Genomic DNA, 22,591 nt, shown 5'->3' with positions numbered 1-22,591 from the left:
TTTTATTTCGACTACACAAGGGCATTCCACATCATCATATACATACGGAACATGCAGCGGCTTTTGAAGCACAAAACCAGTAGCTTCTCTTTTGCTACACCAATGCACCCCCTTCTATAAGTTGGTCCAATGGCACTTCTGGCGCAAATTAGCAAATAATCTTCGCCTTCAAATTCATACTTATACGGATCTCTAAAACTAATCCATTCGCGGGGATTATTGGCCGAACTTTCATAATAAGGTGCCTGACTTTTTAAGGGAAGACCATACTCGTTTTCTTTCGTCCAATGAATTAAATCCGGAGAAACTGCCCTGCCCACTTTTTGCATTATTCCTTTATCCTTGCGCTTTAATCCTGTATAATACATTTCGTAACCTTCTCCTGCGGTGTTTTTACTTACATGCATCGTCCACAACATATCGTCATCCCATTCTCCGGGATCTCCAACCCATAAAGCATTTTTTACTCTTTTCCAGGAAAGACCATCACGCGATACGGCATGTGCAATATAATCGTGATTAGGAATAATCAAATGAAACAAATGATGAAGTCCGTTTTCATCAATAAAAACATCAACATCGCCTATTTCCCAACTGCTAAAACCTGAACCTGAATACATATTATTTTATTATTTTATAATGTTTTAATCCTTCTAAAATTCCTAAAGATGCAGAGCTTTTTGCCACAAAAATACTTTTGGTTGTTTCATAATGATCTAATTCCATACTTCTGTTTCCTACAATAATTCCTTTTATTGCACCTCTAAACATGTCGATATCATTTCCTGAATCGCCTGCCGCAATTACGTTAGACAAAGGAATTGCCCATTTACGGCATAAAAATTTAATTGCGTTTCCTTTTGAAGCTCTTTTTGGAATAAAATCCAGAAATTGTCCGTGACTCGGAATAATGTTTATTTTATACCATCCCTTTCCTAAAGCTTGGACTAACTCTTCATGATCGTATTTTTCTTTATCATAATAATAAGAGATCTTAAAAGGATTTTGAGCTTCATCTTCCTGGAGTTTCATCCAGGGAATTTCTTTTAAACGATTTTCAATATCGTCTCTTTTCCATCTTCCTGATAAAAAAGTCGCCCAGCCTTTATCTAAAATGTAATCTGTACCATTTGTATAATAAATTTCGGTTCCAACAGAGCAAATAATAAAATCCGGTAGCGGAAATTGTTCTTCATCAATCACTTTTTTAACCAGCGCCAAATTTCTTCCGGATGCCAGGGCAAAAGCCATTTTATTGGTACGATTTACTAAATGCACTTTTAATTCTTTTAAACCCGGATTATTTAATTTGGGTTCAATCAGGGTTCCGTCAATATCCGAAACCAATAAGTTTTCGACTTTTCTTTTTAAACGCTCAATATTAATATTGGGATAGTGCCTGTTTTTAATACCGGAACCAGATGAAAGCGTCAGATTCTCATTAATTAACTCAACATATTGATTAACATGACTTAACCAACTATAATGTTTTTGAATATTGATGGCTCCGTTATTCGAATAATATTTCCATTGATTTTCATCGGTCAATATATTTCGCACCGCTTTTTTAATTTCATTTACATCTAAAGGATCTACTAATATTCCGTTTTGACAGGTCGGAATAATTTCAGATGGTCCTCCGTTTTTGGTCACCACAACAGGTAAACCAGAACTGGCTGATTCTATTACGGTTAAACCGAAATTTTCGTGCAGCGTCAGATTGACAAAAACACCTCTTTTTTCGGCGGCATAACGGTAAATAATCGAAACTTCATTTTCTACATCATGCTTTTTCGGAATTGCCATTTTCCCGTATAAATCGTACTTATCCATTAACAGCAGTAAATCTGTTAATACGTCTTTTTCTGATTCCGGCATTTGTGAAATATCTTTTCGTATACCTGCAAAAATAACCAGATTAGCGATGCTTTGCAGTTCTTTGTCTTTGCCGTAAACTTCAATAAGTGTATGAAGGTTTTTATGGCGATCTGGCCTTGAAAGTGCCAAAATAAAAGGCTTGTGGGGATTTATAAGAAACTTAGAAATGGTTTCTGCAACCCAGTATTTTCTTTGTTCTTCTTCCATTTGCTTATCTAAATCCTGTTCAAGATGATAATAGGGAACAAATTTTCTGGTATCGATACCAGGAGAAATGGCGTGGTATTTGGCTAAATCAAAATTTTTATACGGTTTATAAGTTTCAATTTCCTGCTCTGTCGAAGTAACAATAAATTCTGATAGTTCGAGTGTTCTTTCTTCTGCGGCAATTCTGGCTTTAAACTTAAATTTCTTTTCGAGTTCCTGTTCGTCTATCCCGCTTTCCAGCAATTTTTTTCTTTTATGAAAACCTAAAGAATGTCCGGTATGAGCAAAAGGAATATTTAAGATTATCGATAATTCGCTGGCCACATAACCCGCATCTCCGTAATGCGAATGAATCCAGTTGGGAAATATGTCATGAACTTTAATATGCTGAACAATTCCGTTTACAAAAGTGTCAAGACCATCCCATAATTGTTCTTTCGGTTTGTATTTTTTCCCTAAAAAGGGAATTCGCCTTATGGTTAATTTTTCATTTACTACTTCAATAGGTACTGCATATTCTGGAGAAAGACTGCGATCGTCAATCAATCTGGTAAATAAATCAACATGCTCTACATCTGCATGTTGTGATAAAAATTCGGCAAGTTCGTATACATATTTAGTTTGTCCTCCATTATCAGCATCTCTGCCAATCTCAAGGCCTGAGCCTTTCAAAAGTCCGTGAATATTGATCAATGAAATTCTTAATTTTGTCATCATCTTTTTTATTAATTTGATTTTAAGGTACGAAAAATAAAGCGAACTGACCCGAAATCTGAGGAAAAACAGACAATTTAAATCAAATCTGTAAAAATTATGGCAATAAAAATGTATTCACATCAACAAAAAAACGATGAATATTTCATCATGTAAATCTTTGATTTGCAATAAATTTCTCTTTGATTATTAAAGTATAATGGTAACCTATTGAATAGTTTTTGAGTCAACATTCCCCATGACCTGAATAAGTTTGCGTAAATTTGCCAAAACAGCAATTTTTAAAATGAATATAAAAAGGTCAGAGATCAAAAAATTATTGAAAAAGCAGAAGACAAAAATTTATCTTTCCGCGTTTTTGATTTAGACAAAAACCATATTGAAAACTATCAGCAGCCTCACAAAAATGATCACTTTTTGATTATTATTGTAGAAACAGGAAAAGTTGATGTTCAGATCGAAGACAAAATTCATTTTCTAAAAGCCGGAAAAATTTCTATCATTTTTCCGGAGCAAATTTGCTTTATTTCTAATTTCAGTAAAGATTTAACCGGTAAAATAATTTTATTTGAAGAAGTATTATTTTGTTCCGATATATTAAAGAATGAATTAAGTCCTTATAATGTAAATCTTTCTGCGAATCTTAATTGTACGGCACTTCCTGTCCACGAATTTGAAGAAGCGATTACGCTTGTAAAAAGTATCCAGAATATTTACAATAAACCAAGTCTTGTTAAAAAAGAACAAGCCCGTTTTTACATTAAAGTTTTTTTATTGGGACTTATAGAATCTATTCACGGACAACATCCTGTATTGCATCAAAAAACAAATCAGCATATTTATATTGGTTTCAAGAAACTCTTAAACCAACAATACAGAAGCGAACGTACGGTACAATATTATGCTTCTCAGCTTTCAATTACTCCTAAAAAACTCAACGAAATAACCAAAAAACATTGTGGAGAAACGGCCATAAATGCGATTCATAACCGCATTCTGACCGAAATCAAAAGACAATTATTGTTTTCTGATCTTTCTCACAAGGAAATTGCATTCGACCTTGGATTTAGTTCTCCATCGGCACTTAATAAATTTGTCAGAGCAAAACTAAAAGAAACTCCTACCGAACTGCAACAGGAATTGGCTCAAATTTATACCGCATAGTCTTGTTTGTATAACATCCTGCCCTGCCCGCACCTTTAACTTTGCATCAATAATTAAATACTATTAAAGATGAGCAAATTATTTGTTGCAGGAGAGGTTTTCCACGGTCCGGGAAGTCTTGAAGAATTAAAAAATATAAAAGGTAAAAAAGCTTTTGTTGTAACCGGCGGAAGTTCTATGAAAAAAAGCGGAACGCTTGATAAAGCTGTAGCTTTTTTGAAAGAAGCAGGAATTGAAACTTTTGTTTTTGATGGTGTTGAAGAAGATCCGTCATCTGCTACAAGTTTTAAAGGTGCAGAAGCTATGCGTGCGTTTCAGCCAGACTGGATTGTAGGTATTGGTGGCTGTTCTGCTATTGATGCAGCCAAAACAATGTGGATTTTTTACGAACATCCTGAAACTGAATTTGATTCGCTTATCAAACCTTTCAGCGTTCCGGTATTAAGAAACAAAGCTAAATTTATTGCAATTCCTTCTACAAGCGGAACTGGTACTGAAACAACTGGTTTAGCGGTAATTACAGATCGTGAAAAAGGGGTAAAATACCCAATTGTATCTTACGAATTAACTCCGGATATTGCTATAATCGATGGCGAAATTTGTGCGTCTATGCCTGCTCACGTTACATCAAATACAGGATTGGATGCTTTAACACATTGCGTTGAAGCTTACGTTTCTAATATTGATGATAATTTTGCCGATGCATTATCAAAAGGCGGATTAGAAATTGTTTTTGATAATCTGGAAGAAGCTGTAAAAAATCCATCAAATATTACGGCTCGTCAAAACATGCACGACGCTTCTTTTATGGGAGGTTTGGCTTTTAATAATGCCTGGTTAGGAATTGTTCACTCATTATCTCATCAGGTTGGTGCTTTATACGGTATTCCACACGGAAGCGCAAATGCTATATTTTTACCGAATGTTATTCGTTATAATAGCGTCGCTACGAATAAATTTCCGTCATTGGCAAAAGTAATTGGGTTGCAAACTGCCGAAGAATTGGCGCAGGCAATTGAAGGATTAAGAAAAAGAGTGAATAATATTTCGTCTCTAAAAGAATTCGGAATTTCAAAAGAAGACTGGGATAAAAACCTGGATTATATTGCAAACAACGCATTCATTGATCCATGTACAGGTTTTAATCCGCGTGTAACCAGCGTAGAAGATTTGAAAGATATTTACAACGCCTGCTACGAAGGTGTCGTTTATGCAAATGATGCTGTATTGAATTAATTCTAAAGACAAAACAATACTTTATAAACCAGACATTTATTTTATTTGTCTGGTTTATTTTTTAATAACATCTCTATTTTTCAATTATCTTTTTTCGGTGTTCTATTCCCCAATCTGTCAGATTATTAATTATTGTCTGCAGGGTTTTGCCATGTTCCGTAAGCTCGTACTGAACACTTATTGGCTGCGTTTCCAGAACCGTTCGCCTGATTAATTTGTTTACTTCAAGCTCTTTTAATTCTTTACTCAGCATTTTGTTTGAAATTCCAACTACATCATTCAAAATATCCGAAAATCTTCTTTTGTTATAATAACAAACAGAAGAAATAATAGCTATTTTCCATTTTCCGCTAAGCACATCCATTGAATCCTGGACTGCCATCATCTCTTTTTTGTGCTTCTCTTTTTCAGGTACTTTACACTCCATAAGGTTACTTTGTTACTTCAAGGTTACTGTTACTTTTAGTTACAAAGTTACTAAAATAAATTAATCTGCTCTAAATTTGCCTTTGTAAAATCATAAAAATAAAAACATGAATAAATTAAAAAACAAAGTAGCAATAGTTACAGGCGCATCAAAAGGAATTGGAGCTTCTATAGCTAAATATTTTGCGGCAGAAGGAGCCAAAGTTGTTGTCAATTATGCATCAAGTAAAGATGATGCTGATAAAGTTGTAAAAGCAATAACAGATAATGGAGGAACAGCTATTGCTGTAAAAGCCGATGTATCAAAAGAATCAGAAGTAGCTATATTATTCGAAGAAACAAAAAATGCTTTTGGCACATTGGATATTTTGGTAAATAATGCCGGTATTTATCAATATGCCCCAATCGAAGAATTCTCAGCAGATTCTTTTCATCAGCAATTCAATATCAATGTTTTAGGATCATTACTAACCATTCAGGCTTCTTTAAAATTATTTGGCGATAAAGGCGGTAACATTATCAATATCAGTTCTGAAGCAGGCAAAACACCGCTTGCAACAGGATCTGTTTATTCTGCGACGAAAGCAGCTTTAGATGCCATTACGATTGCATTGTCTAAAGAATTCAGTGGAAGAAATATCCGTATCAATTCTATTTTGCCGGGCATTGTAGAAACTGAGGGTTCTCATACTGCAGGTTTCATTGGCAGTGAAGCCGAAACAAAATTTGTTGCCAATACACCGCTTGGCCGTACAGGACAACCGGAAGATATTGCAAAAGTAGCTGTATTCCTTGCTTCTGATGATGCTGGTTGGATTACAGGAGAAAAAATTTCCGTTTCCGGAGGTATTTACGGTGTATAAATCTTCCTCAAATTATTAATAATTAAATATTCAAGATTAAAAGAAAATGAGCAAATTAAAAAATAAAGTAACGGTTGTTACAGGCGGTAATAGCGGTATTGGATTTGGTATTGCAGAAGCATTTAAAAACGCAGGTGCCGTTGGTACAATTACCGGAAGAAATGAAAAAACACTGGATGTTGCCGTAAATGCTTTAGGCAAAGATTTTATAGCAATAAAAGGTGATGTCACTAACAGTGATGATTTGGAAAATGTATTCAAAAAAACGGCTGAAAAGTTCGGAAAAATTGATGCTTTGGTAGTAAATGCCGGCGGAGTTGTAGATTGTGTTCCTATGGGAACCATAAACGAAGTTACTGAAGAAAGTTATGACAGCTATATGGATCTAAATTTGAAAAGTGCTTATTTTACAGTACAAAAAGCGCTTCCGTATTTAAACGATGGCGCTTCTGTCATACTTATTGGTTCAAGTGCAGCACATCGCGCTGCTCCAGGAATGGCTATTTATGCAGCGGCAAAAGCGGCCATTATATCTTTGGCCAAAGGTTTATCTCTGGATTTGCTGCCTAGAAAAATACGTGTAAATACACTTTCGCCGGGTTCTATTGATACACCCGTTTTTGGAAAATTGGTACCGGAGGAACAATTAGAGCAGGTAAAACAAATCTGGATTGATATTACGCCTGTTGGCAGACAAGGACTTCCATCTGATATTGGAAACGCTGCTGTATTTTTAGCATCAGATGATTCGGCTTTTATAGTGGGTACCGAAATCCTTTCAGACGGCGGTATTACCAATATTAGTTTGATGAAATAATATTTCAAAACCTGATTCTCTAAAATCCAAAAAACCTCCAAAGTCAATGACTTTGGAGGTTTTAGTTTTTAGAAAATGAATTTAAAAAAAACACCTGACATAAATTGTTTTATATGCCAGATGTAATTACAAATCAACCTTAACAACCTAATTTTTATTGTACCAAATAAGCTACTTTATCTGCCTCACAAAGCCTGAAATACCCAAAAGCATAATTATTGACATCATTTGTATTGATAATATTACCTCTGATGTTACCGGGAGGAATAGAAAATGGACTTCCTCCGTATACTTCTAAAATTAAATTCATGTAATTATAGAAGTTCTTAGAAATACCGCGATGTGTAATTTCAATCGTATGCCCGGACTTTAGTTTATCTTCATTCGAAAATCTTGTGTTTATTTCATTTCCGTTAAATAATTCATCGTCTGTTAGTTCATATTCCGGAAAAATTAAAGATTCTGTTTTATAATCTGTGAGATAATAATTGACTGCATCAGCCGGATCTTTATAATAATAGGTAACTTCAATTACATCTTCGCCTCCAAAATCAGGAACCATCTCTTGTTCTACACGATCAATTGGTGTTACCGAAGTCAACTTTTCAACAGCCGTAAAACTTTGCCCTTCTGCCGTAACGTACAAGGTATAATCCATGCCAATAACAGGAACAAAATTAGTGCATACATACAAGCCCGCTTCTGTCTCATTGAAGGTAAAAACATCACCATTAGTATTTTCAATTCGTACTTGAGCGCCTGAAACTTTTGGTGTTGTATTATTATAATAAGGAGCCGTTTTACTAATTTTTATGGTTTGCTCGTTACCGTTTGTTCCTTTTTGCCAAATAATTTCTGCATCTACCACTAATCTTGTTTCCCCGGTTTCCAGATCAAGCGTTACAACATCTTCACAAGAAGCAAAAAACAGTACGAGAAACAGGCTAAATAAAGTCAGTGCTTTACTTTTAAAATTATATTGTTTAAACCTTTGCATATTCATTAAAATTTAAAATTATAAGAAATACCAGGTACTATTCCAAAAATAGACAGTCTTCTGGTTTCATTCGCTCCCGTATCTTCGTTTGTTGCAAACGTCATCGAAGCGGCATTTTTTCTATTGTAGATATTATAGATGCTAAATACCCAATAGCTTTGCCAGCCTTTCTTTTTATCCGGTTTTGGCGTATAAGTTGCCGCCAAATCTAAGTGATGAAAAAGTGGCAGTCTGTTTTCATTTCTCAATGAAAAATTAGGAATATTGATTCCTCCAAACTCATAATACCCATTTGCATACGTTACAGGCTGACCTGATTGTAAGGAGAAATTAGCATTAAAAGACCATTTCGGATTATATTCATAACTACCTACAATATTCAGGTTATGCATTTTATCATATCCTGATAAATACCAATCGCCATTTGCAATTCCTGGTTCGCCTGGGGTTCTGCCGGGAGTTTTTTGTTCTGCCCTTGATAAGGTATAAGAAACCCAACCTGTAAAATCACCTGTGTTTTTTCTAACTAATAATTCCAAACCATACGATCTGGCTTTACCATTCAAAATAACCTGTTCTATATTATTGTTTGCCAATATATCGGCACCATCAATATAATCAATACGATTTTGGATATTCTTATAAAACAATTCGGTTTCAAGAGAATAATCTCCATCTTTAAAATTCTTAAAATATCCAACCGCATATTGATCCAAAAGCTGTGGTTTTGTAAAGGGCCCGCTTGGTGTCCAGATGCTCATTGGCAATGGCGACTGTGTATTGGATAAAATATGAATATATTGCGCCATTCTGTTGTAACTTGCTTTTACCGAAGTATTGTCGTTAAAAGCGTACGACAATGCTGCGCGCGGTTCCAGATTATCAAATTTACTTATGGTTGCCCCACTTTTATATGAAATGCTTCCGGTTGGAGTTCCTTCTTCATAAATATTATACAACGGATTGTAAACTACTGCCTGCCCATTTTCGTAAGTGTTGATAGTCTCGCCTCCTAAACGATAAAACATACTATAACGAAGCCCGTATCTTAGATTTAATTTTTCTGTAATATTATGTTCAAAGTCAAGATAAACTGACGATTCAAAAGCATATTTTTTATCAAACTGTTTGTAATTAAACTGCGAATCTGAGCTTGTTGGCTTTACAGTTCCCGGGTTAAAATCATAATATTGACCGTCAATTCCGTAGTTAAGTTTCAATTTTTCTGTTACAGCATGGTTCCATCCGTATTTAAGACCGTAGCTTTTTATGGTGTTGTTCCATTCAAAATTTTCTGTAGAAATTTCAAGATTAAATTTATAATCACTGTAGAACACCGCTAAATTGGTATTGATTTTATCAGAAAATTTATGTTTCCAGTTTAATATTCCCATTGTATTTCCGTAAGTACTGCCAAAACGATCGTTTATATCGAAAACATCATTTCCTAAATATCCTGAAAAAGCAATCGTATTATTGGCACTAAGGCGATAATTTAATTTAGCATTAATGTCATAAAACATGGCCGAATTACTATTATCAGACAGCTTCAAAAATAAATGAGCGTAAGAAGCACGACCGGCAATAAGAAAAGAACCTTTTTCTTTCTGGATGGGTCCTTGTACCAATAAACGACTTGATATCAAACCAATACCACCATTTACCTTGTAGTTTTCAAAATCTCCGGTTTGCTGGCTAACATCAAGAACCGAGGAAACTCTTCCTCCAAATTTAGAAGGAATCCCACCTTTATATAACTCCAGTCCGCTGATGGCATCTGCATTAAAAACAGAGAAAAAACCAAACATATGAGAGTCACCATATACAGGAGCTCCGTCTAAAAGAATTAAATTCTGATCGGCAGCACCTCCCCTAACATTAAAACCTGAAGAAAGTTCTCCTGCATTTGTAACTCCCGGCAATGTCAATATTGATTTTAAGGGATCCGGCTCACCCATAGCAGATGGAATTCTCTTTATTTCTTCCATAGTAAGCTTATTTACACTCATTTGTGTATTTCTTACATCAACCGCTTTGGTGTTGGTTATAATAACCTGTTCCAATTGCTGGCTGTCGGATTCCATTTTAAAATTAATTTTTTCATCATCAGAAACTGTAATTTGCTTTTCCTTATTTTTAAAACCTACATAGCTCACCACAACAGTGTAAGTTCCTTTATCCAATTCTAATGAAAAAATTCCGTTTTTATCGGTCGTAGCACCTGTTTGCAGTTCTTTAATAAAAACATTTGCACCAATAACAGTTTCATTGTTATCGTCAAGTACCTGACCGGTTAACTTTTTTTATTCTGCCTGTATTAGTTTTAGAAGCTTTTTGCTTTACGAAAATATTATTGCCTACAATCGAAAACTGAATCGTAGTGTTCTTATTAAGTTCATTAATAAGTTCTTTGATTTCGATATTTTTAAAGGTGTTTTTTTGATTAAAATACTTTTGACTTGTATTAACCTGATCGGTAAAGGCAAATTTAAAATCGGTTTGATTTTCAATTTGTTTAAAGAATTCTTTTAAGGTTACCGTTTTGTCAACAGTTACAGTTATGTTTTGAGAAAACATGCACCAACTGAATAAAAAAAGCACGCTGAAATTATATGCTTCATGAATTTTTGTATTTTTGAATATTATTAAATGGAATAGTTTTATACTATCCTGACTATGAGGAGGATGTTTAGTTTCGCGGCTAGTGCATCCTTTTCTTTTCTATTGAAAAGTAATTTCTTTTAATTCGTCATTTACTTCGAAGTTTAGGTTATACATTTCTGATATTAATTGAACAATTGTTTTTAAATCCTCTTTTTTGTTTATTCTTACTGTAATTCGCTGGTTGTAATATTCCTGCGGAATTGTCATTTTATAACCGTAATTTTCCTCAATATAAGTTCCTAATGCGGTTAATTTTTCATTATCAAAATCAATAAACCTTTCAAATTCATCTACTTTTGCTATTTCGTTTCCATACGTAAATTTGTCGCCGGGTTCCAGTATCCATTTTTTATCCTGACCTTTTACATTCATCTGGACGCTTCCTTCATAAAGTGCTATAATGGCCCCATTTTTAGTATATTCTTTTACAGTAAAACAAGTTCCTAAAACAGTTGTTGTGGTTTCATTACAAAAAACCTGAAAAGGATGTTTTTTATCTTTTTTTACTTTAAAATAAGCTTCTCCGTGAATTTCAATTTTTCTGTTGCTTTCAAAATTATTGGCATATACAATTTTAGAATTTGGGCTTAATTCTACTGTTGAACTATCCGGCAGGAAAACAGTTTTTATTTTTGAAGTCGTATTTTCAATTACATTAGAAGCCGCATAAACATTTTCCTGCAAAGGGCTTCTGTTAAAATAAATTCCGGTTCCGATAAGCATGAAAATTATAACTGCCGCCGCTGCTGCATAACGCCAAATTTTAAAATCCTTCTTTTTTGGAGCAAAGGCTTTAGATTGAAAACTCTCCCACGAAGCCTCTTTTTCAGCATCAGAATGTAAATTGGGAGTTTCGTCCCAGATTTTTTTTAATTCTTCTTCTATTTTTTTCTCATCCATGTCTTTGAGCGTTAAAGTTTCTGACAATAAAATCCCTGCTTATTAAAAACACCATACACCATTTCCTTAATGTCTCTGTTGGTTTCGATTCTTAGAATATGATTTGAATCTTCCAAATCAAAATTCATGATACAATCAGAAATAACAAATTGAAGAAGTGCTACAATAAACCTTGCCTCTTCCCTAGTTGTAACATCTGTTTTATAAGCCTCAATTTCCATTTCTATGTTTCCGTTTTTATATATAACAAACGAGAACATAAAAGTTCCTAATGGTTTTCGATTTTTTTCTAATAAATTTACTGGCGAGATAAATATGATTGGCTATGGTCTTTTCAGAAAGATCCGTCATCGCTGCAATCTCCTTATAGCTAAGGTTTTCCAGTTTATGTAAAGTAAATATTTTTTGTTGCTGTTCCGGAAGCTGATTTATGAAATTATATAATTTTTCGCTTCTTTCTTCAAAAATTCCCGTATCAATCTCTTCTTCTGCGATTTCAAATTGCGAAGGATCAAACTGAATTATTTTATTTTCTCTGTTAAGGTGATTGATAATGATGTTTTTGCATATTACAAACAGTTGTTTATCAAATAAAACATCTTCGTTCAATAATTCTCTTTTATTATATAATCTTAAAAAAGTTTCCTGAACAAAATCCTGCGGGGTAAGAACCGTAAAATTAAAACGTCTGGCAATGTTTATCAGTTTATCGTAGTATTTTAAGTAAGCTTCCTTGAAAGAAGCCTCATTACCTTTTTTAAACTTAATATAAACTTTTTGTTGTCCATAACGTAAATATGATAATTAGTCTAAACTCAATGTCCAGAATAATATTGCCTTCTAAAGCTAATTGCTTAAGACAGCCTTAATCATTTCTTTAGTAAATGCTAAGTTGCAAAGAACAGAAATTTATTCGAAAATTATTTAATAGAAAAAATATAAATCAAAGTTTCTATCATTTAATTAGATTTTATTGGGTTTGCTAACGTATTTATTGTCTTTTACAAAAAATCTCCAGGGTAAAAAAGCATCTTCCTGCGCATAGGCAACACCTACGCGCGGACCAGACACGATAGCATCATCAGGATATTGAATCCCATGATCTTCTACCCAGATTTCTTCGCCGCCTAAATCTTTTTTATTGAAAGAATTATCAATTCCCAAAGCCTTCGCCGCAGAACCCGGACCAGATGAAATAGCGCTTTTAGAAACAGGCATTTTCCGTCTCAATTCCATAATTTCCTGACCAATTAAAGGTTCAATTGCCCGAATTAAAACCGCGTGAGGTTCGCCATTTACAGAAGTTACAATATTAAAAAGATGATGAATTCCGTAACATAAATACACATACGAAACCCCGCCTTCACTATACATTATTTCGGTTCGGTTCGTGCGTCGGCCGCCATAAGCGTGAGAGGCTTTGTCTATTTCGCCAAAATAGGCTTCTGTTTCAACGATAATTCCTGCGGTTATTTGTCCATCAACTTGCGTATAGAGAACTTTCCCAAGCAAATCTTTGGCTAAAAAAAGCACATCGGGATTGAGATAATAGGATAATGGTAATTTCAAAACTGAATAATTTAATACTTTAATATAAAGATTTGCAGACTTCTAAATTAATTTAAAAGCACTTCATTTTATTACCAAATTAACCTATTTATAATAAAAAATCATTAGTATCTCTAAGATTTTTTTGCTAAATTGGATATATGAAAACAAATCCGGATGTAGTAATTATAGGCGGCGGTCTTGCAGGTTTGACAGGAGCCATACATTTGTCAAAAAAAGGATTAAAAGTAACCCTTATCGAAAAATCCGATTATCCGCGTCACAAAGTATGCGGTGAATATATTTCTAATGAAATTCTGCCCTACCTTCTATGGCTTGGTGTTGATGTTTTACAATTGAAGCCAACCAATATTTCTAAATTTGAGTTTACTACACAAAGTGGTAAAATGGCAAAAACCACACTTCCATTGGGCGGTTTTGGTGTAAGTCGTTTTGCACTCGACAATTTTCTATATCAAAAAGCATTAGAGAACGGCTGTACCATTATCAATGAAACGGTTACTGATGTTTCTTTCAACAATAATACATTTACAGTTACAACTCAAAATCAGGTCTTGCCATCAAAAATAGTATTGGGTGCTTTTGGAAAACGTTCTAATTTAGATCAGGTTTTATCCCGGGATTTTATTACTAAAAAATCGCCCTGGTTAGCCGTTAAAGCGCATTTTTCGGGAGATTTTCCAGATGATGTTGTGGGCTTACACAATTTTAAAGGCGGTTATTGCGGTGTTTCAAAAGTAGAAAACAACGTTATAAACATTTGTTACCTAGCTGATTATGCCACTTTTAAAAAATATAAAAATATAGACGATTACCAGCAAAATGTACTTTATAAAAACAAGCATCTTAAAAACGTTTTTGAAAACAGTAACTCTGTTTTTGAAAAACCATTAACGATAAGTCAAATTTCTTTTGATAAAAAACTGCCTGTAGAAAATCATATTTTAATGATTGGCGATACGGCGGGTCTTATTCACCCGATGTGTGGTAACGGAATGGCAATGGCAATGCACAGCGCCAAAATAGCTTCAGAATTAGTGCTTGATTATCATAATGGTAAGATAGCATCACGTGAATTATTAGAAGAAAAATACATCAAAGAATGGAATAAGAATTTTGCAAAAAGACTGCTTATGGGACGGTTTTTGGCAAAAACTTTAACCTACAAAACAATCACCAATGTGTTTGTTGCAATAGTAGCTTCAATGCCTGCACTATTATCTGCAATAATCAAACAAACACATGGCAAACCTATAGCAATCGAATAATGAGCATAAATACCAAATATAGAACACAGGAAGCCGAAATAATGGACGATTTTTCGCTTCAGGGCAATGAGCTGACGGCCGCGCTCGATCAAATTGCGCGTATAAATCAATTTCTTGGAGGAAATAATCTCACGCTTAACGGCGTAAAAAAATTATTAAACAAAGCTGATACTACAAAAACCATCAAAATCGCAGATATTGGTTGTGGCAATGGCGATATGCTGCGAATGTTATCAAATTACGGTCAAAAAAACAATATCAATTTTAAACTTATTGGCGTAGATGCAAATGCTTTTACTATCAATTACGCCAAAACACTTTCAAATTCATACCCGAATATTGAATATAAATGTATCGATATTTTTAGTGAAGATTTTGCATCTCTTCAGTACGATATTCTTCTGTGTACACTTACACTTCATCATTTTTCTAATGAGCAAATATTAAATATTATTACTATCTTTAGTAAGAATGCTACTATTGGTGTTGTGATAAACGATTTGCACCGCAGTAAATTAGCTTACAGGCTTTTTGAAATAATTTGCTCTGTATTTAATTTAGAAAGAATGTCTCGTGAAGATGGTCTGGTTTCTATTTTAAGAGGATTTAAAAAAATGAACTGGAGGAATTCTCCAAAAAACTAAGTTTAAAAAACTATACCATACGTTGGAAATGGGCTTTTCGCTACCAATGGATAATTACTAAAATATGAGTGTAAAAATAGTTACTGTTGCAAAACAACTACCACAATATTCAAGAACAACAGCCGATATACTTCCGTATTTGGATGGATGGCTTGATGGGCAGGAAGAGCGTTTTATAAAAAAAGTAAAAAAAATATTTGAAGCCGCCGCTGTAGACAAACGCTATTCGATAATGGATCCTGTTGAAGTTTTTACAGCGACATCTTTTGAAGATAAAAATGATATTTACAGTCGCGAGGTCATTATTTTGGGTGAACAGGTTTTAGAAAAAGCACTTGAAAAAGCAGGCTGGAAACCGCAGACTCTCGATTACATTATCACGGTAAGCTGTACCGGAATCATGATTCCGTCGCTGGACGCTTATCTTATCAATAAAATGAAACTGAAACAGGATATTGTACGATTGCCGGTTACAGAAATGGGTTGTGCTGCTGGTATATCCGGAATAATTTATGCCAAAAATTTCCTGAAAGCCAATCCCGGAAAACGCGCTGCGGTAATTGCGGTTGAATCACCTACAGCTACATTTCAGCTCGATGATTTTTCGATGCCGAATATTGTAAGTGCAGCCATTTTTGGTGATGGAGCAGCTTGTTGTCTTTTGTCTTCTTATGAAGAAGATAACGGTCCGGAAATAGTGGCCGAAGAAATGTATCATTTTTATGATGCCGAACATCTGATGGGATTTAAACTGACTAACGGTGGTTTGCAAATGGTTTTGGACATTGAAGTTCCGGACACAATTGCTTCACATTTTGACGATATCATTCATCCATTTCTCAAAAAGAACAACTTAGAAATAAGAGATCTGGATCATATGATATTTCATCCAGGAGGCAAAAAAATAGTAACAACCGTAGAGGCACTTTTTTCAGGATTAGGCAAAAATATTGATGATACAAAAGAAGTGCTTAAACAATACGGCAATATGTCCAGCGCAACCGTATTATATGTTTTAGAGCGTATTATGGACAATAAACCGCAAGCAGGAGAAAAAGGACTGATGCTTAGTTTTGGGCCCGGATTTTCGGCACAGCGTGTTTTACTGCAATGGTAATTATTTAGAAAAAACAATTATGGAACTAAACAATATTATAGCACAACTACCCTACAGCGATCCGTTTTTATTTGTAGATGAATTACTGCATGTTGATGAAAATGGCGCAACAGGAACGTTTACTTTTAGAGAAGATTTAGATTTTTACAAAGGTCATTTTAAAGATAATCCTGTAACTCCGGGCGTTATTTTAACCGAAACTATGGCTCAGATTGGCATGGTTTGCCTTGGCATTTATTTATTAAAGGATGACTTGAAAAAAATACTGTAGTTGCTTTTACATCAGCAGATATGCAATTTTTAAAACCTGTTTATCCTAATGAAAAAGTAACCGTAACTTCTCAAAAAACATTCTTTAGGTTTGGTAAACTTAAATGTGATGTTGTGATGAAAAACGAAGCCGGGCAAGAAGTCTGCAAAGGCATTGTAGCCGGAATGATTACTACAAAATTATGAGTAAACGTGTTGTAATAACAGGCTTGGGTGTAGCGGCTCCAAACGGGGTTGGAATTCCTGCATTTACCAATGCGCTAAAAAAGGGTATTTCAGGAATAAAACATGACGCTCAATTGCAGGAACTCCAGTTTTCCTGCCAAATAGCGGGTAAACCGGAAATTAGTGATGAACTGAAATCACACTATTTTACTGAGCTTGAACTACGCGGATTTAATAGTACGGGGATTTTATACGGTGTTATTGCGGGCATAGAAGCCTGGAAAAATGCCGGATTACCTATAGAAAACAACAATGAACCCGATTGGGATAACGGAACTATTTTTGGCTCAGGAACTTCGGGAATTGATAAATTTCGCGAAAGCATTTATAAAATAGACGAACTGCAAACCCGAAGATTAGGAAGCACTGTTGTGGCTCAAACCATGAATAGTGGTGTTAGCGCTTATCTTGGCGGTAAACTCGGACTTGGAAATCAGGTTACTACAAATTCATCGGCCTGCTCAACGGGTACTGAAGCTATTATAATGGCGTACGACCGTATTCGATCCGGGCAAGCAAAACGCATACTGGCAGGCAGTACGGGCGATAGCGGCCCTTATATTTGGGGCGGATTTGATGCTTTAAGAGTATGCAGTTCTAAATTTAACGATAATCCCGAAGAAGGTTCCCGCCCCATGAGTGCCACAGCTGCAGGTTTTGTTCCCGGCAGCGGCGCCGGAGCATTGGTCATAGAAGATCTGGAAAGTGCCTTACAACGGGGCGCAACTATTTATGCCGAAATATTAGGCGGCAACGTAAACTCTGGCGGACAAAGAGGGAACGGAAGCATGACCGCGCCAAACAGCGATGCCGTACAGCGATGCATTACAACTGCAATTACGAGTTCCGGTATTTCTGCAAATGAAATTGATGCCATAAACGGACATCTTACAGCCACCACAAAAGATAGTCTGGAAATCGAAAACTGGACAAAAGCATTAAATCGAAATGGAAATAACTTTCCGTATATAAACTCTCTGAAAAGCATGACAGGACATTGCCTGAGTGCCGCAGGAAGCATCGAAAGTGTAGCGACCGTTTTACAGCTTTACGAAGGTTTTTTGTTTGGAAATACAAATTGCGAAGATTTACATCCGGAAATTACTGCGCTGGTAGATGCATCAAAAATACCTTTAAAAACAATAAATAAAGATCTTACTATAATTGCCAAAGCAAGTTTTGGTTTTGGAGATGTAAATGCCTGTATACTATTTAAAAAATTTGAAAACTAATCAATCATGAATAAAGAAGAACTTATTGCAAAATTAAAAGAAATCATAAAGCCTTATACCACAAATACCGAGGCTTATGATAATCTTACAGAGAAAACTGATTTTATTAATGATCTAAATATTAATTCGGCAAACCTTGTGGACATTGTACTTGATATTGAAGAAGCTTTTGATGTCGTAATCGACAATACAGATATGGAGCGCATGCTTGATGTAAAAACTGCCGTAGAAATTATAGAAACTAAACTTGCCGCAAAATGATAGGTAATGATGTGATAGACATATTACAATCACGTCATGAAAGCAACTGGCAGCGCAAAGGTTTTATTCAAAAACTTTTTACAATTGATGAGCAGTTACTTATAACCCATAATCCTGAACCTGAAATTATGGTCTGGACATTATGGAGCATGAAAGAAGCTGCTTATAAAGTTTATAACAGGCAGACAAAAATTAGAGAATACATTCCCCAAAAACTAGTTTGCAAGATATTATCACAACAAAATAATGCCGTTTTTGGTCAGGTTATTTGTTGTGAAAACATCTATTTTACCAAAACAACTTTGTCAAAAGACATTATTCATAGTATTGCAACCCACAATTTACATGATTTAAACAATGTCACCGAAATTGAAAGAAAAGAAATCCATAAAGACCATAACGGTATTCCGCACTTGCTAAATATTGCTTTAAATAAATTTCAGAATGTTTCGATTAGTCATCATGGTCGTTTTGAAAAAGTGGTTACGATTAACACTCCTTTTCATTAATAAAACAACTTAAAGTTTTATAATCCGTTTTGAAAATTATTGAATCCGTTCCATATTATAAAATGAAACGTATTATATCTATTTCAACTATTGAAAAAGGGAAAATGGCTTTAATTTAGATGAAATTAAAAATCAATTTGCGATTCAGCTATTAACTTCTGAAAATACCTCAAATGCAAAGAATTTCATTTACATTACTATTCTTTCTGTTCTGTTTATTGGCATCTGCACAAACCAAACCAATAGATACTACGGCAACCCCTGCTTCCGCCAAAAATATTGATTTTAATGTAATGCCGTATATCAACTACAACAGAACGCTTGATTTTATGTTTGGGGCAATCCCGATGATGATGTACAAAATAGATAAAACAGATACTATTTCTCCCAAATCTTTATCAGGATTGTCTGCCGTTTATACCACCAATAAATCTTATTTTATAAGCTTGTTTAATAAATTTTATTTTAAAGAAGACAAATGGCGTGCACAATTGTTTTTTGTAACAGGCGATCATAATTCACAATTTTATATGGATGATCTCGAAGCGCCGGATTTTTATGATTACGGAACTAAAACAACGATCGTAAACACGAGTCTTCAGCATAAAATAATAAAATCTTTATACCTGGGAATTGGCTATTCGTATGCGCATTATAACACAAAATATGAAAATGATGTACAACCTGCTTCTATTACCCACACCAATGGTTTACAACTGATTACATTATATGATACCCGCAACGCCGTTTATTATCCTACCAAAGGTGATAAAATAAGATTGCGATGGATTACTTACCCGGAATGGTTTGGAAATGATGTGAATGCCAATAAAATATTAACTGAATACAATAAATATTTTCCAATGCGAAGCGGAACTGATGTACTTGCCGCTCGTTTTTCGGGAAAATTTGGATTAGGAAATATTGCTTTTGAACAGCAGGTTACCATTGGTGGAGAAGACATTAGAGGATATTCAGAAGGAAAATATCGTGGCGACGGGCTTATAGCTTTACAAAGTGAATATCGCTATAATTTTAATAAAAAAATGGGACTCGTAGGTTTTGCAGGAATTGCTACTATTTATGGTTCTGATACAGCAGATTTCAATTGGAACATATATCCCGGAGCCGGTGTAGGTTACAGATACAGAGCTTTTAAAACAGAGAAATTTAATGTTGGACTTGATGCTGCGGTAGGAAAAGGAGATTGGGGAATTTACTTCCGTATCGGCGAAGCTTTTTAAAACAATTTGCATTCGTTTTAAAATCTCTCACAAATCAAAAAATGGGAATTATATAACAAAAAACAAAAATTATATAAAACCGTCTTATACTGTCGAATTATTTTTATAAACTATCCATTATTAGACAACAGATCTTATAACGTCAAAAAATACGAATCATTAAAAGTTCAAAATCAAACTATTGTAACAAATACATAAATGATAAAAAATTATTTAAAAGATTTAAAGGTAATAAAACGACACTGCATGAATTATGTGGATATTGTTAATAATGATATTTAAAAACGTAGAAAGCTTGTTATAAACAAGTTTTTTTATCCCTATATCTTTTAAAAATAATCATAAACTTATATTATTAATGAGTCAAATTTAGTTTCGGGACAAGGAAAACCAAATTACTTAAGAATAGAAAAAGTCAACCAAACATTTTATAAATGAAATATAAAAATATTTTGCAAATCGATGATGATTTTGATGATTGCGAATTTTTTCAACAGGCTTTGGAATCAGTATCAAATGCCGTATATATGGCTTTACATAATCCTGTCGAAGCTTTGCAAAAATTAACAAACAGAGAAATCAAACCCGACATAATTTTTCTGGATATCAACATGCCTTTAATGACAGGCATTGAGCTTTTGGCAGAAATTAAAAAAACGGAGTCTATCAAAAATATACCTGTTATTTTATTTTCGACCGGACCAGCACCAATTGCTTATCCCAAAGTACTTGGCGCAGAAGATTACTGGACTAAACCTAACAATTTTAACGAACTAAAAAATCTTTTAAAAGATATAGTCTGAAACCTATTTAAGTAACAACCAAAGAAAATGACGCCCAAAAAGCGTCATTTTTTATTATCCGAATTCTATTTAATTTATCTTCATTATCAATTTCTTACCTTCAGTTTTATTTTCCCGAAGCATTTGATGTGCTTTTTTAATGGTAGCAACTTCCAATGGACCAATTACATTAATTACAGGCGGTTTTATTAATTGTTTTTCTAATAAACCTTTTAGCTGCTCCAATCCATTTTTATAATAATCATATCGTTTTTCAAGACCATATGTATAATTTGAAATATTCATTATTGTAGCCCCTTTCCCAAAAAGTATTTCGCGGGAATATTTGGTCGTGAATGCAGTAACATCGAGATAAGTTCCGTTCGTTTTTAAAAGTTTTACAACGATATCCGCGATTGCATTTCCTACTAAATCAATCACAAAATTAAATTTTTTAGCCGCATTTAAACGAAGTGCTGTTTCCTCTATCGAATCAATTTTGTAGTTTATAATTTGATTTTGGTTTACGCCCATTTCTAGTAATGAAGCAATACTTTGATCATTTCCTGCAGTTACAATAAAATTATGATAACCGTTTGCAATCAACAATTTAACCAATATATTACCTACCCCACCGGCTGCTCCGGTAATCAAAATAGAATCTGTTTTAGATGCCTGCATTCTATTTAAACATTGCAGCGCTGTAAGTCCGGAAGAAGGAATTCCGGCAGCTTCTTCAAAAGAAATGTTTTTTGGCAAATGCACTGCAATTTCTTCGGGGATACAAATAAATTCGGCATAAGTCCCGTTAGATCCCATACTTCCTGATCCGGAGAAAACTGCATCTCCTATTTTAAAACTAGTGACTTTTTTCCAATCGCGGTTATAACTCCGGAGAATTCCCTGCCAAGAATTGGCGAATGCAAATACTTTTTTCAGAGCCGCCTTCTGTCATTTGATAATCCACGGGATTAAATCCAGAAGCGATGATTTTTACCTGAATTTGATTTTCCAGCGGTATTGGAGTAGCTACTTCTTCCAGAATAAATTCATCATTTTTATATACTATTGCTTTCATATTTATTGTTTTATTATACAAAAATATAGCGCTAATACCTTATTTTTGTTATGGGTTAACCTAAGGTAACCGGTTACCAAAGAGAAACTAGTATGGCAAAAATCAATGATAACGGAATAGTTCGGGAAGCAAATTGTTCAGAAGAATTAATGGCAATGCGCGATAGTCTTGATGTTTTGGGCGGCAAATGGAAACTGATGATTTTACGTTTCCTAACCAACAGAACACATCAGGTTATTCATTTTAAAAAAATGCAGCGCGAAATTGACGGTATTTCTGCTAAAATGCTAAGCAAGGAACTTAAAGAATTAGAAACTAATTTACTTGTTAGCAGAACAATACAGGAAACCAAACCCGTTACAGTTGCTTACGCTATTACAGAATATGGAAAATCTGTTTTACCCGTAACCGAAACACTGGTAAATTGGGGACTTACCCATCGAGAAAAAATTATAGATTCTATTGGTAAATAATTTCTTAAAACTTAGTAATCAATTTATTAAATTCAATATGTAATAAAACCAAA

25 protein-coding genes and 1 pseudogene are annotated in these 22,591 nt (G+C 34.3%); 14 read left to right on the top strand and 12 right to left on the bottom strand.

Features of this window, described 5'->3' with window-relative positions:
• Window positions 1-11 precede the first annotated feature (11 nt).
• Both ACZZZT_RS14545 and ACZZZT_RS14540 read right to left on the bottom strand, forming a co-directional pair.
• Window positions 12-620, bottom strand: a complete 609-nt coding sequence (locus tag ACZZZT_RS14545; protein ID WP_463460918.1) for a glycoside hydrolase family protein — start codon at window positions 618-620, stop codon at window positions 12-14.
• Between the two features lies 1 nt (window position 621).
• Window positions 622-2,802, bottom strand: a complete 2,181-nt coding sequence (locus ACZZZT_RS14540; protein WP_463460917.1) for an HAD-IIB family hydrolase — start codon at window positions 2,800-2,802, stop codon at window positions 622-624.
• A 414-nt stretch (window positions 2,803-3,216) separates the two neighbouring features.
• On the opposite strand from ACZZZT_RS14540, the gene ACZZZT_RS14535 reads away from it, so the two are divergent.
• Window positions 3,217-3,963, top strand: coding sequence for a helix-turn-helix domain-containing protein (locus ACZZZT_RS14535; protein ID WP_463460916.1), 747 nt, complete (start codon window positions 3,217-3,219; stop codon window positions 3,961-3,963).
• A 69-nt stretch (window positions 3,964-4,032) separates the two neighbouring features.
• Window positions 4,033-5,199 (top strand): iron-containing alcohol dehydrogenase, encoded by a 1,167-nt coding sequence (locus ACZZZT_RS14530; protein ID WP_463460915.1) that lies wholly within the window; start codon window positions 4,033-4,035, stop codon window positions 5,197-5,199.
• Between the two features lie 73 nt (window positions 5,200-5,272).
• Here ACZZZT_RS14530 and ACZZZT_RS14525 read toward each other — a convergent pair whose 3' ends face one another.
• Window positions 5,273-5,626, bottom strand: coding sequence for a winged helix-turn-helix transcriptional regulator (locus ACZZZT_RS14525; protein ID WP_463460914.1), 354 nt, complete (start codon window positions 5,624-5,626; stop codon window positions 5,273-5,275).
• A 106-nt stretch (window positions 5,627-5,732) separates the two neighbouring features.
• Between ACZZZT_RS14525 and ACZZZT_RS14520 the strand changes: the two genes are divergently transcribed.
• Both ACZZZT_RS14520 and ACZZZT_RS14515 read left to right on the top strand, forming a co-directional pair.
• The gene (locus ACZZZT_RS14520; RefSeq protein ID WP_463460913.1) at window positions 5,733-6,488 is read left to right on the top strand and encodes an SDR family NAD(P)-dependent oxidoreductase; all 756 of its coding nucleotides are present in this window, start codon (window positions 5,733-5,735) and stop codon (window positions 6,486-6,488) included.
• A 46-nt stretch (window positions 6,489-6,534) separates the two neighbouring features.
• On the top strand, window positions 6,535-7,305 hold the full coding sequence (locus ACZZZT_RS14515) for an SDR family oxidoreductase (protein WP_463460912.1): 771 nt from the start codon (window positions 6,535-6,537) through the stop codon (window positions 7,303-7,305).
• A 154-nt stretch (window positions 7,306-7,459) separates the two neighbouring features.
• On the opposite strand, the gene ACZZZT_RS14510 is transcribed toward ACZZZT_RS14515, so the two are convergent.
• The 7 genes from ACZZZT_RS14510 to ACZZZT_RS14480 all read right to left on the bottom strand — a co-directional run bounded on the left by ACZZZT_RS14510 (window position 7,460) and on the right by ACZZZT_RS14480 (window position 13,435).
• Entirely contained in the window at window positions 7,460-8,302 is an 843-nt protein-coding gene (locus tag ACZZZT_RS14510; protein ID WP_463460911.1) for a DUF4249 domain-containing protein, read from the bottom strand.
• Window positions 8,303-8,307: 5 nt separating this feature from the next.
• Complete coding sequence (locus tag ACZZZT_RS14505) at window positions 8,308-10,542, bottom strand: TonB-dependent receptor (protein ID WP_463462440.1); 2,235 nt, start codon at window positions 10,540-10,542, stop codon at window positions 8,308-8,310.
• 37 nt (window positions 10,543-10,579) lie between these two features.
• Window positions 10,580-10,879 carry a hypothetical protein gene (locus ACZZZT_RS14500; RefSeq protein ID WP_463460910.1) on the bottom strand — a complete coding sequence of 100 codons (300 nt, stop codon included), beginning with the start codon at window positions 10,877-10,879 and terminating at the stop codon, window positions 10,580-10,582.
• A 144-nt stretch (window positions 10,880-11,023) separates the two neighbouring features.
• Window positions 11,024-11,866, bottom strand: coding sequence for a FecR family protein (locus tag ACZZZT_RS14495; RefSeq protein ID WP_463460909.1), 843 nt, complete (start codon window positions 11,864-11,866; stop codon window positions 11,024-11,026).
• Window positions 11,867-11,877: 11 nt separating this feature from the next.
• Window positions 11,878-12,087, bottom strand: coding sequence for a hypothetical protein (locus ACZZZT_RS14490; RefSeq protein WP_042567195.1), 210 nt, complete (start codon window positions 12,085-12,087; stop codon window positions 11,878-11,880).
• Window positions 12,088-12,103: 16 nt separating this feature from the next.
• Window positions 12,104-12,562, bottom strand: coding sequence for an RNA polymerase sigma factor (locus ACZZZT_RS14485; protein WP_463462439.1), 459 nt, complete (start codon window positions 12,560-12,562; stop codon window positions 12,104-12,106).
• A 267-nt stretch (window positions 12,563-12,829) separates the two neighbouring features.
• Window positions 12,830-13,435 carry a DNA-3-methyladenine glycosylase gene (locus ACZZZT_RS14480; RefSeq protein ID WP_463460908.1) on the bottom strand — a complete coding sequence of 202 codons (606 nt, stop codon included), beginning with the start codon at window positions 13,433-13,435 and terminating at the stop codon, window positions 12,830-12,832.
• A 140-nt stretch (window positions 13,436-13,575) separates the two neighbouring features.
• Between ACZZZT_RS14480 and ACZZZT_RS14475 the strand changes: the two genes are divergently transcribed.
• The 9 genes and pseudogenes from ACZZZT_RS14475 to ACZZZT_RS14435 all read left to right on the top strand — a co-directional run bounded on the left by ACZZZT_RS14475 (window position 13,576) and on the right by ACZZZT_RS14435 (window position 21,008).
• The gene (locus ACZZZT_RS14475; RefSeq protein ID WP_463460907.1) at window positions 13,576-14,703 is read left to right on the top strand and encodes an NAD(P)/FAD-dependent oxidoreductase; all 1,128 of its coding nucleotides are present in this window, start codon (window positions 13,576-13,578) and stop codon (window positions 14,701-14,703) included.
• On the top strand, window positions 14,703-15,347 hold the full coding sequence (locus ACZZZT_RS14470; protein ID WP_463460906.1) for a methyltransferase domain-containing protein: 645 nt from the start codon (window positions 14,703-14,705) through the stop codon (window positions 15,345-15,347). Before ACZZZT_RS14475 ends, ACZZZT_RS14470 begins: the two co-directional genes overlap by 1 nt.
• A gap of 64 nt (window positions 15,348-15,411) precedes the next feature.
• The gene (locus tag ACZZZT_RS14465; RefSeq protein ID WP_463460905.1) at window positions 15,412-16,464 is read left to right on the top strand and encodes a type III polyketide synthase; all 1,053 of its coding nucleotides are present in this window, start codon (window positions 15,412-15,414) and stop codon (window positions 16,462-16,464) included.
• A 19-nt stretch (window positions 16,465-16,483) separates the two neighbouring features.
• Window positions 16,484-16,920, top strand: a pseudogene (locus ACZZZT_RS14460) (3-hydroxyacyl-ACP dehydratase FabZ family protein).
• Window positions 16,917-18,191: a beta-ketoacyl-[acyl-carrier-protein] synthase family protein gene (locus tag ACZZZT_RS14455; RefSeq protein ID WP_463460904.1), complete on the top strand. Its 1,275-nt coding sequence runs from the start codon at window positions 16,917-16,919 to the stop codon at window positions 18,189-18,191. The pseudogene ACZZZT_RS14460 and the gene ACZZZT_RS14455 overlap by 4 nt, the downstream one beginning before the upstream one ends.
• 6 nt (window positions 18,192-18,197) lie before the next feature.
• The gene (locus tag ACZZZT_RS14450) at window positions 18,198-18,452 is read left to right on the top strand and encodes an acyl carrier protein (RefSeq protein ID WP_042566812.1); all 255 of its coding nucleotides are present in this window, start codon (window positions 18,198-18,200) and stop codon (window positions 18,450-18,452) included.
• The gene (locus ACZZZT_RS14445; protein ID WP_463460903.1) at window positions 18,449-18,961 is read left to right on the top strand and encodes a 4'-phosphopantetheinyl transferase superfamily protein; all 513 of its coding nucleotides are present in this window, start codon (window positions 18,449-18,451) and stop codon (window positions 18,959-18,961) included. The genes ACZZZT_RS14450 and ACZZZT_RS14445 overlap by 4 nt, the downstream gene beginning before the upstream one ends.
• Window positions 18,962-19,134: 173 nt before the next feature.
• Window positions 19,135-20,205, top strand: coding sequence for a BamA/TamA family outer membrane protein (locus ACZZZT_RS14440; protein ID WP_463460902.1), 1,071 nt, complete (start codon window positions 19,135-19,137; stop codon window positions 20,203-20,205).
• 434 nt (window positions 20,206-20,639) lie between these two features.
• The gene (locus tag ACZZZT_RS14435; protein WP_463460901.1) at window positions 20,640-21,008 is read left to right on the top strand and encodes a response regulator; all 369 of its coding nucleotides are present in this window, start codon (window positions 20,640-20,642) and stop codon (window positions 21,006-21,008) included.
• A 69-nt stretch (window positions 21,009-21,077) separates the two neighbouring features.
• Here ACZZZT_RS14435 and ACZZZT_RS14430 read toward each other — a convergent pair whose 3' ends face one another.
• Window positions 21,078-21,806 carry a quinone oxidoreductase family protein gene (locus tag ACZZZT_RS14430; protein ID WP_463460900.1) on the bottom strand — a complete coding sequence of 243 codons (729 nt, stop codon included), beginning with the start codon at window positions 21,804-21,806 and terminating at the stop codon, window positions 21,078-21,080.
• Window positions 21,807-21,870: 64 nt separating this feature from the next.
• Window positions 21,871-22,065: a hypothetical protein gene (locus tag ACZZZT_RS14425; protein WP_463460899.1), complete on the bottom strand. Its 195-nt coding sequence runs from the start codon at window positions 22,063-22,065 to the stop codon at window positions 21,871-21,873.
• A gap of 92 nt (window positions 22,066-22,157) precedes the next feature.
• Between ACZZZT_RS14425 and ACZZZT_RS14420 the strand changes: the two genes are divergently transcribed.
• Window positions 22,158-22,538, top strand: coding sequence for a winged helix-turn-helix transcriptional regulator (locus tag ACZZZT_RS14420; protein ID WP_463460898.1), 381 nt, complete (start codon window positions 22,158-22,160; stop codon window positions 22,536-22,538).
• Window positions 22,539-22,591: the final 53 nt, after the last annotated feature.

The organism is Flavobacterium sp. AC274 (assembly GCF_979258275.1).
This window is presented reverse-complemented; position numbering and strand designations above follow the sequence as displayed.

What these genes read in the sequence shown, in the direction of transcription:
- ACZZZT_RS14495 (WP_463460909.1), bottom strand. Translation starts at nt 11,866, where the DNA reads ATGGATGAGAAAAAAATAGAAGAAGAATTAAAAAAAATCTGGGACGAA.
- ACZZZT_RS14425 (WP_463460899.1), bottom strand. Translation starts at nt 22,065, where the DNA reads ATGAAAGCAATAGTATATAAAAATGATGAATTTATTCTGGAAGAAGTA.
- ACZZZT_RS14500 (WP_463460910.1), bottom strand. Translation starts at nt 10,879, where the DNA reads ATGTTTTCTCAAAACATAACTGTAACTGTTGACAAAACGGTAACCTTA.
- ACZZZT_RS14525 (WP_463460914.1), bottom strand. Translation starts at nt 5,626, where the DNA reads ATGGAGTGTAAAGTACCTGAAAAAGAGAAGCACAAAAAAGAGATGATG.
- ACZZZT_RS14450 (WP_042566812.1), top strand. Translation starts at nt 18,198, where the DNA reads ATGAATAAAGAAGAACTTATTGCAAAATTAAAAGAAATCATAAAGCCT.
- ACZZZT_RS14510 (WP_463460911.1), bottom strand. Translation starts at nt 8,302, where the DNA reads ATGCAAAGGTTTAAACAATATAATTTTAAAAGTAAAGCACTGACTTTA.
- ACZZZT_RS14530 (WP_463460915.1), top strand. Translation starts at nt 4,033, where the DNA reads ATGAGCAAATTATTTGTTGCAGGAGAGGTTTTCCACGGTCCGGGAAGT.
- ACZZZT_RS14540 (WP_463460917.1), bottom strand. Translation starts at nt 2,802, where the DNA reads ATGATGACAAAATTAAGAATTTCATTGATCAATATTCACGGACTTTTG.
- ACZZZT_RS14520 (WP_463460913.1), top strand. Translation starts at nt 5,733, where the DNA reads ATGAATAAATTAAAAAACAAAGTAGCAATAGTTACAGGCGCATCAAAA.
- ACZZZT_RS14545 (WP_463460918.1), bottom strand. Translation starts at nt 620, where the DNA reads ATGTATTCAGGTTCAGGTTTTAGCAGTTGGGAAATAGGCGATGTTGAT.
- ACZZZT_RS14420 (WP_463460898.1), top strand. Translation starts at nt 22,158, where the DNA reads ATGGCAAAAATCAATGATAACGGAATAGTTCGGGAAGCAAATTGTTCA.
- ACZZZT_RS14465 (WP_463460905.1), top strand. Translation starts at nt 15,412, where the DNA reads ATGAGTGTAAAAATAGTTACTGTTGCAAAACAACTACCACAATATTCA.
- ACZZZT_RS14490 (WP_042567195.1), bottom strand. Translation starts at nt 12,087, where the DNA reads ATGGAAATTGAGGCTTATAAAACAGATGTTACAACTAGGGAAGAGGCA.
- ACZZZT_RS14515 (WP_463460912.1), top strand. Translation starts at nt 6,535, where the DNA reads ATGAGCAAATTAAAAAATAAAGTAACGGTTGTTACAGGCGGTAATAGC.
- ACZZZT_RS14445 (WP_463460903.1), top strand. Translation starts at nt 18,449, where the DNA reads ATGATAGGTAATGATGTGATAGACATATTACAATCACGTCATGAAAGC.
- ACZZZT_RS14435 (WP_463460901.1), top strand. Translation starts at nt 20,640, where the DNA reads ATGAAATATAAAAATATTTTGCAAATCGATGATGATTTTGATGATTGC.
- ACZZZT_RS14475 (WP_463460907.1), top strand. Translation starts at nt 13,576, where the DNA reads ATGAAAACAAATCCGGATGTAGTAATTATAGGCGGCGGTCTTGCAGGT.
- ACZZZT_RS14430 (WP_463460900.1), bottom strand. Translation starts at nt 21,806, where the DNA reads ATGGGATCTAACGGGACTTATGCCGAATTTATTTGTATCCCCGAAGAA.
- ACZZZT_RS14470 (WP_463460906.1), top strand. Translation starts at nt 14,703, where the DNA reads ATGAGCATAAATACCAAATATAGAACACAGGAAGCCGAAATAATGGAC.
- ACZZZT_RS14440 (WP_463460902.1), top strand. Translation starts at nt 19,135, where the DNA reads ATGCAAAGAATTTCATTTACATTACTATTCTTTCTGTTCTGTTTATTG.
- ACZZZT_RS14455 (WP_463460904.1), top strand. Translation starts at nt 16,917, where the DNA reads ATGAGTAAACGTGTTGTAATAACAGGCTTGGGTGTAGCGGCTCCAAAC.